8 protein-coding genes and 1 pseudogene are annotated in these 10,837 nt (G+C 69.4%); 2 read left to right on the top strand and 7 right to left on the bottom strand.

All coding sequences use genetic code 11. The features are described from left to right. Nucleotides 1-15 precede the first annotated feature (15 nt). The 7 genes from nagB to ABD658_RS14535 form a co-directional block, all read right to left on the bottom strand. Nucleotides 16-840 (bottom strand): glucosamine-6-phosphate deaminase, encoded by an 825-nt coding sequence (gene nagB / locus ABD658_RS14505; protein ID WP_344744888.1) that lies wholly within the window; start codon nt 838-840, stop codon nt 16-18. A gap of 31 nt (nt 841-871) precedes the next feature. Further along, nucleotides 872-1,813 carry an ROK family protein gene (locus tag ABD658_RS14510; protein WP_344744890.1) on the bottom strand — a complete coding sequence of 314 codons (942 nt, stop codon included), beginning with the start codon at nt 1,811-1,813 and terminating at the stop codon, nt 872-874. Continuing rightward, entirely contained in the window at nt 1,810-3,603 is a 1,794-nt protein-coding gene (locus tag ABD658_RS14515) for a glycoside hydrolase family 35 protein (protein WP_344680670.1), read from the bottom strand. The genes ABD658_RS14510 and ABD658_RS14515 overlap by 4 nt, the downstream gene beginning before the upstream one ends. Nucleotides 3,604-3,703: 100 nt before the next feature. After that, a complete protein-coding gene (locus tag ABD658_RS14520) occupies nt 3,704-4,771 on the bottom strand; it encodes a hydroxyacid dehydrogenase (RefSeq protein ID WP_344680672.1) in 1,068 nt (355 codons plus the stop codon). Continuing rightward, nucleotides 4,768-5,697 (bottom strand): carbohydrate ABC transporter permease, encoded by a 930-nt coding sequence (locus ABD658_RS14525; protein ID WP_344680674.1) that lies wholly within the window; start codon nt 5,695-5,697, stop codon nt 4,768-4,770. Before ABD658_RS14525 ends, ABD658_RS14520 begins: the two co-directional genes overlap by 4 nt. Beyond that, nucleotides 5,694-6,554 (bottom strand): carbohydrate ABC transporter permease, encoded by an 861-nt coding sequence (locus tag ABD658_RS14530; protein WP_344680676.1) that lies wholly within the window; start codon nt 6,552-6,554, stop codon nt 5,694-5,696. Before ABD658_RS14530 ends, ABD658_RS14525 begins: the two co-directional genes overlap by 4 nt. A 225-nt stretch (nt 6,555-6,779) precedes the next feature. Beyond that, nucleotides 6,780-8,117, bottom strand: a complete 1,338-nt coding sequence (locus ABD658_RS14535) for an ABC transporter substrate-binding protein (RefSeq protein ID WP_344680678.1) — start codon at nt 8,115-8,117, stop codon at nt 6,780-6,782. Between the two features lie 272 nt (nt 8,118-8,389). Between ABD658_RS14535 and ABD658_RS14540 the strand changes: the two genes are divergently transcribed. Next, a complete protein-coding gene (locus ABD658_RS14540) occupies nt 8,390-9,493 on the top strand; it encodes a substrate-binding domain-containing protein (protein ID WP_344680680.1) in 1,104 nt (367 codons plus the stop codon). A 199-nt stretch (nt 9,494-9,692) separates the two neighbouring features. After that, nucleotides 9,693-10,560, top strand: a pseudogene (locus ABD658_RS14545) (transposase family protein). The last annotated feature ends 277 nt before the right edge of the window (nt 10,561-10,837 follow it).

Genomic DNA, 10,837 nt, shown 5'->3' on the forward strand with positions numbered 1-10,837 from the left:
ACGCCCTGCTGCCGGTCAGTCCTGGTCCGGCAGCAGGTCGTGCTCCTGGACGTGCCGGTAGTAGTCGAGGTGCTCGAGCTTCGAGGCGGCGGCCTCGTCGAGGAGCACGACGGCGTCGTGGTGCCACTGGATGATCGAGGCGGGGCACATGCTGGTCAGCGGGCCCTCCACCGCCCGTGCCACGGCCTCGGCCTTGTGCTCCCCATAGGCGATGAGGAGCAGCTCCCCAGCGTCCATGATGGTGCCCAGCCCCTGCGTGACGCAGTGCAGCGGCACCTCGTCCTCGGAGGAGAAGAAGCGGGCGTTGTCACGCCGGGTCTGCGGCGCCAGGGTCTTCACCCGTGTCCGAGAGCTGAACGACGACGACGGCTCGTTGAACCCGAGATGCCCGGTGGCCCCGATGCCGAGGATCTGCAGGTCCACTCCCCCGGCGTCGGCGATCAGCTGCTCATAGTGCCGACAGGCGGCCTCCAGATCCTCGGCGGCGCCCTCCGGGACATGCACCCGGGAGGGGTCCAGCCCCAGCTTCTCCGTGACCTCCTCCCGGATGACGGCGTGGTAGCTCTCCGGGCGGTCGGGCTCGATGCCCACGTACTCGTCCAGGGCGAAGGCGGTCAGAGTCTCCAGCGCCTCACGGGACACGGCGGGTGCGCCGCCCTCGGCCGAGCCCTCGGCGCCGGTCCCGTCGATCCGCCGCGCGAGCGCGTCGTAGGCGGGCAGCGGGGAGGACCCGGTGGCGACGCCGAGCACCTGGAGTCGGCCGGCGGCGAGCCGCCGGGCGATGTGGTCGGCGGCCCACTCACCGATGGCCTGGGCGTCGGGAAGGATGATGATCTGCACGGTCTGATCCTCTCTGAGGAACGTCGGGTTGTCAGGGCTTCGCAGCGGGCCGGCGCGCCGTCCCGCCGTGGGCGACGTCGGCGAGTGGGGTGTCGGCGAGCTGGTTCCGGGCGAGCAGGGCCGCGCCGTGCAGCCCCGCCTCCGGCCCGTGGTGGGCCAGGGCGAGCTCCGGCGGGCTGCGCCAGGCCAGGCCGGCGGCGAGGTCCGCCCGCAGCGGGCGCAGCAGCGTCTCACCCCAGCCGGAGAGACCGCCCCCGAGGACGATCCGCGCGGGGTCGAGCAGCATCGTGGCGTTGTGCAGGGCCAGCGCCAGGGCCTGCACCCCGTCCCGCCAGATCGCCACGCTCACCGGGTCCGGGTGATGCGGCAGCACGGCGAGATCCGGGACCTCGGCCCGCCCGGCCTCGGCCAGACGACGGCGCAGCCCCTCCGCCGAGAACAGGGCCTCGAGACAGCCCCGCTGACCGCAGGCGCACAGTGGTCCCCCGGGGCGGACGATCATGTGTCCGAGCTCCCCGGCGGCTCCCGCCGCCCCGGCCTGCGCCCGGCCGCCGGTGATGACTCCTGCGCCGACGCCGGTCCCCAGCGCGACGAAGAGCATGTCCCCCTGCGCCTCACCGGCCTGCAGCTCGGCGGCGGCCCCCGCCCGCACGTCATGGTCCAGCCCGACGGGCAGACCCAGCCGCTCGGCGAGCAGCGCGGCCAGCGGGAGGTCCCGCCAGCCGAGATTGGCGGCATGACGCACCGTCCCGGCGTCGCCGTCGACGGTTCCGGCGGTCACCACACCCACCGCCTGCGGCGGGTCGGAGGCAGGAGCCTGGTCCCGCAGTCCGGCCAGCAGGGCCGCGGCGTCCGCGACGACGTCGTCACCGCGCCGGGTCGGGGCGGAGGACCGGAGGTCAGACCGGCCCTCGGCGTCGACGAGCGCCGCCTTCAGGGTGGTGCCGCCGATGTCGAGGGCGAGCACGCTCATGTGAGTTCCGCATCGGCGATCGGGCCGCTGCTGGGCGTCCCCAGCTCGGGGGCCTCGCGCAGCTCCAGATGCGCGCCCGGAGTCTGCAGCTCCAGCACGTGGATGGTGTTGCTCCCTGGCCGCAGCAGCGGGGCGGGCACGTAGAGGGTCTGCTGGGGCCCCTGCTCCCAGTAGCGGCCCAGCAGGAACCCGTTGATCCAGACGAAGCCCTTGCCCGATCCGGGCAGCGCCAGGTGGGTGTCCGCCGGCTCCTCGACGTCCAGCACGGCGTGGGCGAGCCCTTCCACACGGGAGGGGTCCCAGCGGTCCAACGGAACCGGGGTCTGCGTCCAGCCGAAGGTCATCCGCTGGCGCACCGTGACCCCGCCCAGGATCCCCTTGTCCGCGCCGAGCCGCGGGCCGTAGTTGATGCGGCCCAGGTTCTCCACCAGGATGTCCACCCGCACGGGCCGGCCGGTGCCGGTCACAGTGAGGCCGGACTCCCCGGTGACGTCGTCGAGGACTCCGGCGTACTCGCTGTCGAGCCAGATCTGGGCCCGGTCGGCCAGCCCGATGATGCCGAGCTGGGACTGGGTCGGCGCCTCCGGTCGCCCGGGCAGCACCGCCTCGGCGCTGTAGAGCATCAGGCCGGCGTCCAGGCCGACCTCGCCGAAGCTCAGCGGCGACGGGCTGCTGATCGGGGACTCCCCGGCGGACCGCAGGACCTCCAGCAGCGGTCGGCCCGGCGCGAGCTCCAGGCTCCGAGCGTCCAGTGTGGCCGGCGGCGCGGCCAGGTCCTCAGGAAGCGCAGGCTCCTCGCGACCCTGAACCCCGTGGAACTCCCGACGCAGGGCGAAGAACTTCTCCGTGAGCCGGCCGTCCTCGGCGATCGGCGCATCGGAGTCATAGCTGGTCACAGTGGGCTTGAGCCGGCCCTCCTCGTGGTTGGCGCCGTTGCGGAGCCCGAAGTTCGTCCCGCCGTGGGCCATGTAGAGGCACACTGAGCCGCCGCCGTCGAGGATCGCCGCGACCTCGGCCGCCGCGTCCTCGGGGTCGCGGGTCTTGTGCTGATCCTGTCCCCAGTGGTCGAACCATCCGCCCCAGAACTCGGCGGCGAGGAAGGGGTCCTGCGGGCGACGGCGACGCCAGATCTCGATCGCCTCGGCGCCGCGGCTGCCCAAGGTGGCCGTCGCCCAGGTGTCCGGCAGCGGGCCGCCGTCGAGGAAGAAGTCGGTGCCGCCGTCGGCGGTGAAGAGCAGCTCGGTGACGCCGCGCTCCTCCAGGATCCGGCGGTGCCAGGCCATGTAGTCGACGTCGTCGCCGTAGCTGCCGTACTCGTTCTCGACCTGGACCGCCACCACCGGCCCGCCGGCGTCCGCCTGCCGGGAGGTGATGTGCGGCAGCAGCTCGTCGAACCAGGCCACGACGGCGGCCATGTACTCCGCGTCCTGGCTGCGCGGACGCAGCCCGGGGCGAGAGGTCAGCCAGGCCGGGATCCCGCCGTTGTCCCATTCGGCGCAGATGTAGGGGCCGGGACGGACGATGACGTCCAGACCCAGCTCCCCGGCCAGGTCGATGAACCGGCCCAGGTCGAGCCCGCCGGTGAAGTCGGCCGGCTCCCCTTCCCGGGGCTGGTGCGCGTTCCAGGCCACATAGGTGTCCACGGTGTTCGCTCCCATGGCGGCGAGCCGACGGAGCCGGTCCCGCCACTGGTCCGGGTGGACGCGGAAGTAGTGGACCGCCCCGGCGAGGATGCGGTGGGGCGCACCGTCACGGTGCAGCTCGGCGTCATGGATGCTGAGCAGGGGCATGGTGTCTCTCCTCGTCAGGTCGGGCGGCGCCGGCCGGCGCGTCCGGCTCTCCCTCGTCCGGCTCTCCCTCGTCCGGCTCTCGCGCGTCAGGTCCGGCGCGTCAGGCGCTGTAGGACAGGCTGTCCAGACTCACGGTACGGGTCAGCGGCCGGCCGGCCACGTACCGCTCGACCTCCTCCAACGCGGCGTCCCCGAGCCGCAGCAGCTCGTTGCCCTGGCTGCCGGCGATGTGCGGGGTGAGCATCAGGTTGGGGGCGTCGAAGAAGGGCGAGTCGGCGGGCGGCGGATCCTCCACCGTCACATCGATCACCGCGTGCAGGCGCCGGGTGTTCAGCTCGGCCAGCAGGGCCGACTCGTCCACCAGGCTGCCGCGGCCGGTGTTGATCAGCGTGGCGCCGTCGGGCATGCGCGCCAGCGCCTCGGCGTCGATCATCCGCTCCGTGGCGGGGATGGCCGGGGCGTGCAGGCTCACGACGTCGGACTCTGCGAGCAGCTCCTCGAGACTCACCAGACGCGTGCCGGGCAGCGGCTCGGTCAGCGTCGGGTCGTAGAGGGCGATGTCCACGTCGAAGGGCGCCAGCCGCTCGACGACGAGCCGACCGGTCCGCGAGGCGGAGACGATGCCGACGCGCAGCCCGTTGTTGCCCCAGGGCCGCGGCACCTCGTCGAAGGGCCGGTAGTCCCGGCTCTCCCGGTAGTCCCGGGCGATCTGGAGCACCCGCTTGCCGGAGAACAGGACTGCGGCGACGGTGTACTCCGCCACTGGGATGGCGTTGATGTCCGCGCAGCTGGTGACCTGTACGCCGCGGCGGAACAGCTCCTGGGTGGCGAACTCCTTGACCGAGCCGGCCGTGTAGATGACCGCCCGCAGCCGGGGCATCGCGTCCAGCAGGTCCTCATCGAGCAGCGGGCAGCCCCAGCCGGCGACGATGACCTCCACCTCGGCGAGGTTCTCCGGGGCGGGTCGGGTCTCCGCGGTGAGCAGCTCCTCCTCCAGGTCCAGCAGCGCACCGAGGCGCTCCCGGGCCGTGGGGGTGAAGATGTTGTGGGGGATCCACGGCTCGACCGCCAGCACGGCGCGGGGCCGAGGCCGACCGTCCCGGATGCTCTGCCGCGTCCCGGACGTGTGGTCCTGCGGGGAGTCAGGGGTGATGGCGAGGGCGCTCACTTGATCGCCCCCGACCCCAGTCCGGACTTCCAGAACCGCTGCAGGGACAGGAACAGGGCGATGACCGGCAGGATCGCGACCAGCGAGCCGATCACCACCAAGGAGGCGAACTCCGGATCGGCCAGGGTGCGCTGGTTCCACGAGTAGAGGCCCAGTGACACCGGGAACAGCTTGGCGTCGTTGAGCATGACCAGCGGCAGGAAGAAGTTGTTCCAGATGGCGCTGAAGGTCATCAGCAGCAGGGTCACGATGCCGGGGCTCATCAGCGGCACGGCGACGCGGAAGAAGATCCGCAGCTCGCCGGCACCGTCGAGACGGGCCGCCTCGATCAGCTCGTTGGGCACGTAGCTGTTGGCGAAGATCCGAGCCAGGTAGACGCCGAAGGGACTGGCGATCTGCGGCAGGAACACGCCCCAGTAGGTGTTGACCAGACCCACGTTGGAGGCCAGCAGGTACAGCGGCATGGTGGTGACCGCCGCCGGCACGAGGACGCCGACCAGCACGAAGCCGAACCAACGCTCCTTGCCGGGGAAGTCGAACTTGTCGAAGGCGTAGCCGGCCATGAAGGAGACGAACACCGAGAAGAAGGCGCCGACGCCCGCGTAGAGCAGGGTGTTCAGCAGCCAGCGCAGGAAGATCCCGTCGCTCCAGGTGAACAGGGTGGCCAGGTTGGAGAGGATGTTGATGTCTGCGAAGGCGAAGCCGGCGGTGCCGTAGAGGTCCGAGGTGGACTTCGTGGAGGCGATCACCAGCCAGGTCAGGGGCAGCAGCGTGTACATGGCGAACAGCGCCAGCACGATGTTCACCAGACCCTTGGAGGCCCAGCGGGGCCGCCGCTGCCCGATCTTCCGGTGCGAACGCTCCGGGGCGGCGGGGACCGGGGCGCCGGGCTGCGCGAGGCCGGCGGCAGGAGCGGTGGCGGTCATGGCTTCACCTTCGATTCGATGCGCGTGATGGTCCAGGACATGGCGCCGATGAGGGCGGCGAAGACGATCGCGGTCGCCGCGGCGTAGCCGAAGTCATGGCGCTCGAACGCGACCTGGTAGATGAACATGTTGGGGGTCCAGGTGCTGTCGATCGCCGTGGCGCGGTTGGCCAGCGGCAGCACCTCGGCGAAGAGCTGCAGCGCCCCGACCACGGTGAACAGGGTCGCCATGCTCACGGCACCGCGGATCATCTGCGCCTTGATCGCGAAGGCGGTCCGGATCGGGCCGGCTCCGTCGACGCGGGCGGCCTCGAGGACCTCGCGGGGCACGGCCTGCAGGGCCGCGTAGAAGAGGATCACGTTGTAGCCGGTGTGCAGCCAGACGCTGATGTTCGACAGCGAGAGCAGCGCGGCCAGCTGGCCGGACATCGACCAGTTCGCGCCGGTCATCTCGAAGGCGTCCACCAGGGGGCTGACCCCCGGAGTGTAGAGGTAGACCCAGATGATCGCGGCGATCAGGCCCGGGACGATGTTGGGCATGTAGAAGGCCAGTCGGAAGAAGCCGCGGGCTCGGGCGACGGCGGAGTCGAGCATCAGGGCCAGCACCAGGGCCAGCCCGATCATCGTGGGGATGTAGATCACGCAGTACAGGGCGATGTTGACGAACCCGGAGAGGAACGTGCTGTCCTGCAGGGCCCGCGCATAGTTCGCCACCCCGACGAAGGTGCGCTCCGTGGCGCCCAGGCCGAGGCCGCTGGTGGTCTCGGAGAAGACGCTGAGGTACGCCGAGTAGACGATCGGGGAGATCGTGAAGGCGAAGAACAGCAGGAAGAAGGGGGAGAGAAAGAGGATCGCCATCCGGCTGGACCGACGGATGCGGAACCGGGGCGTTCTCCCTGTGGTCGGGGCGACGGTCACGGCGCGGCCTTTCTCAGAGGTGGATCGGGAGGGGAGGAACGGGGAAGTGGGCGGCCGGGACGGCCGCCGTCGACTGGCGACGGCTGCCTGCGGCGGACCCTTGACGCGCGGATGCGGGCCGAGTCACCGAGTGGGTCATCGGCCCGCATCCGGCGGAGAACCAGGTCAGCGGACGTCGAGCCCGCGGCTCTCCATGTCGCTGACGGTGGCGTCCTCGACGTCACCGAAGATCTCCATCAGCGTGGCCTGGCCGTCCTGGACGGCCGCGCTCTCGTCGCCCAGGGTGGAGAAGGTGGTGGCGGTGCTCGGACCCCACACCCAACCCTCGGGGATGGCGGCCAGACCCTCGCCGGCGACCTCGTAGATGTCCTGGTCGCCGAAGAACGAGGTGTCGAAGGCGTCCGCCGCGGCGGAGCGTGCCGTCTCGTTGATCGGGAAGACCGAAGAGGCGCCGTCGGCGATGCGTGCCTCGATGCCCTCCTCCGTGGTGGTCATCCACTCGATGAAGGTCACGGCGGCCTCGACGTTCTCGCTGTTGGTGGAGACGCCGAAGGTGGAGCCGCCGAACATCGCGGCGGCGGGCTCGTCACCGGGGGCGGGCAGCTGCGCCACGCGCCAGTCGCCCGCCTGGTCCTCGTAGGTGGCCTCGAGGCCGCCGGCGTACCAGGATCCGCTGATCACGGAGAGCAGCTCGTCGTCAGCCTGCTTCTGCTCCAGGACCGGGTGGTCCTCGTCCCAGACGAGGTCCTCGTCGAACATCTCCTGGTGGATCTCCATCGCCTGGTGGGTCTCGTCGGAGTCGATGTCCACGATCCAGGCGTCGTCCTCCATGCCGCCCCACTGGGCGCCGCCCTGCCACGCGATGGCGGCGGTCAGTGCCGGGTCGCCGACGATCGTGGAGCCGATGCGGACGTCGTCGTCAGCGTCCTTCACCGTCTCGGCGGCCTCCTTGTACTCCTCCCAGGTGGTCGGCACCTCGATGCCATACTCCTCGAAGAGGTCCTCGCGGTAGTAGAGCTGCAGGACGCCGGCGTCGAGCGGGACGGACCAGGTGGCTCCGCCGAAGGTCACCAGCGACTGGCTGGCCTCGTCGAAGCCGCCGGAGACAAGGTCGCCGGCCTCCTCCGAGATGTCGGCGAGGACGCCGTGACTAGCCATCTCGGCCACGCGGGGGAACTCGACAGTGACGACGTCGGGGGCGTCGCCGGCGACGACCTGGTTGGTCAGCTGTGGATAGTTGTCGTCAGCGCCTGCGACCTCGCGGAACGTCACCTGGACCTCATCTTGGGACTCATTGAACGCGTCGACGACTTCCTGGGATCCGCGGAGCCAAGAGGAGAACGTGATTTCGACCGGGCCGTCGCTTTCCGCGGCCTGGCTGTTGTCACCGCTGCTGTTGCCGTCAGCCTCTCCGCCGCAGGCGGTGAGCAGCAGGGCGGAGGTCAGCAGGACGCCGGCGGCGGCCCGGGTGCGGGTGGTGCGGGGGGTGGTGGTGCTGGTCATCGCAACTCCTTCATCAATGTGTGCTTGCTCACATACTTCCCGGGCGGCGACAGGGCGTCAAACTAAATCGACCATCTGACGATCACCTCGAAGGATTCGATCAGTTTTTCGGCAATTCCCCTGTTTTTGTGGGGATCTGAAACCTGTTGCACCGGTCAACATCTATGACTCACGTCACATGCATGACGCATCCTGGGGTAGTGTGATCGATGAACGATCATCCTGAACGAACACTCACCGGGCGCCGCCGAGCGCGAAGGAGGAAAGGTGCTATGGCTCGCAGCGTGGAGGAACGTCGCCGTCGCATCGTCGACATCGTCGCCCAGGAGGGCCCGCAGAATGCGCGGCGACTCGCCACCCGCCTCGGCGTGTCGGCCGTGACCCTGCGCCGTGACCTCGAGCATCTGGCCTCGGTCGGCTCCATCCGCCGGCGACACGGCACCGTCGAGCCGCTGGGCGCCCCCTCGATCGCCGGCCCTGACGCACCGACCATCGGCCTGGTCCTGCCAGAGAGTAACTACTACTACGACGGCATTATCGCCGGGGCGAAGCGGGCCGCCGGCGCGGCCGGGGCGAAGCTCGTGCTCGGCGTCTCCGACTATCGCCCGGAGAAGGAGATCCATCAGGCGGAACGCCTCATAACCAAGGGCGTGGACGGCCTCGTCATGGCTCCCACTCCGGACTTCGCCACCGGGTGGCTGGTGCCCTCCCAGGAGGAGCGGCTCGCCCAGCTGCGTGTACCGACGGTCTTCGTGGAGCGCACGGCCTCGCCCGGGGGGCCCTGCGCTCTGCTGGACACCGTCAACTCCGCCCACGACGTCGGCGCCGCGGTGGGCCTGCGCCACCTGATCCAGCTGGGGCACCGGCGCATCACGGCGCTGATGATCTCAGGCCCCAACTCTCCCTGGGTGCGGGAAGGACTTCTCCAGGCCTCCGCTCACGCCGGGCTAGAGGACCCGCAGATCATCATGGAGGGCACCCCCGGCAGCGACGAGGCACGAGCCGCCGTGCTGCAGACCATAGAGGACGGCACCACCGCCGTCTTCGTGCACAACGACCAGTTGGCCACCAGGGCTATCCTCTGGCTCGAGGACGCTGGGATCAGCATCCCCGACGAGGTCTCGCTGATCGGCTACGATGACGTCATCGCTGGGATGGCCGACGTGCCGCTCACGGCTCTCGACCCTCCCAAACGGGAGGTCGGACGCCGGGCGGTGGAGCGCGTGCTCGCCCTCTGCGGCGGAGCCACGAGCTCCGCCGTCTCCCCCGCCGACGGTGGGGCCACCCAGCACATCCGTCTGGTCCCCGAGCTGCATGTCCGGCAGTCCACTACCGTGCCGAGGGAGCCCCCGCGGAGCTCGGACTGCAGAAGGTAACGTCGTAGCCAGGCCCGGACGAGAGAAGCGGCGAGATGCCGGAACCCTCCCCCGTCAGCTTCTAAGGGCACCGCTTCTCCGGCAGAATAAGAGGTTCCGCCGATAGGGGCGACTGCAGCATGTTGATCAGATAGAGCAGGCACGGGCGTGGGTAGATCAGAGGGTGTCAACCAAAGCTCTTCTCTTCCCCGGAGCACCCGTGCCTGCGTTGCCATCATCCATCACAGAACTCCTCTGGGGACAGTTCCACGCCGTACTCCCACCCGTGGCGGACACTCACCCTCTGGGCTGTCACCGACCACAGATTCCAGACCGTGTCATCTTCACCAGGTTCGTCCAGTCTCTGGTGGTGGGGACGACCTATGAACGCTTCGCCGATGTGACCTGCTCAGCGACCACGATCCGACGCCGCCGGGATGAATGGCTCACCGCCAGAGTCTTCCTGGTCTTGGAGCAGATCTGCCTGCAGGCTTATGACAAGATCGTCGGCCTGGACCTCGAGTACGTGGTGGTCGAAGGTGGCATCACCAAGGAACCCTACGGCGGCGAAGCTACTGGGAAATCCCCAGTAGACCGGGGCAAATGGGGTACCAAACGCTCCTTGCTCACCGACGCCAACGGCATCCCGATCTGAAGCAGAACGAAACCCAGAGCTTCAATCGGCTGTGTCTCCGCGGCTGCCAGCGCCCATGATTCCCCACTACTGGGACCCACTCTGGGCAGGCTGGAGCGCTTCGGCACAGCCCTGCCGGAGCAGTTCATTGTGCACCTGGATGCCGGTTATGACTCGAAGAAGACCAGACCTCCGCTGACAGGTCGAGGCTACGCCGAGGTGATCAGCGCCAAAGGTGAACTATTGCAGACAGGAGCTCGATGGAGAGTGGAGCGGACCAACTCATGGCACAACCGCGCGTTCAAGAAGCTCGCGGTCTGCACCGAACGCCGCACCGCGGTGGGTGATCGGCGCGCTGATCGCTCTGGCCAACAGCGTGATCATCATCCGCCGACTGCCTTCAGAAGCCTGGCTCACCCACCGGTGGGGCACTCGCCCAGCACGACGACCATGAACACCTCTCGGCGGCCCGCCATTCAGCAGACTCAACAACCTGCCTGGACATCACACCAGACAATCCCTCGCTACCTCTCGCAGCTGCCCTTTAGCGGCTCCCAGCATCAAGATCATCACGCCGATAGGGTCTCCAGGCCGCGAACCGTCGAAGATGTCCGCACTGGCCGCTTCGTCTGTCGAGTAGTGCCCCATAGAGTGGTGTAACCCTCCCGAGGCCGTGACCATCTTCGTCTTGAACGTGGACGCGGCCATCGGGTGACCCCTTCGAGGAATCT

Source organism: Nesterenkonia aethiopica, from assembly GCF_039534665.1.
GTDB classification, from domain to species: domain Bacteria; phylum Actinomycetota; class Actinomycetes; order Actinomycetales; family Micrococcaceae; genus Nesterenkonia; species Nesterenkonia aethiopica.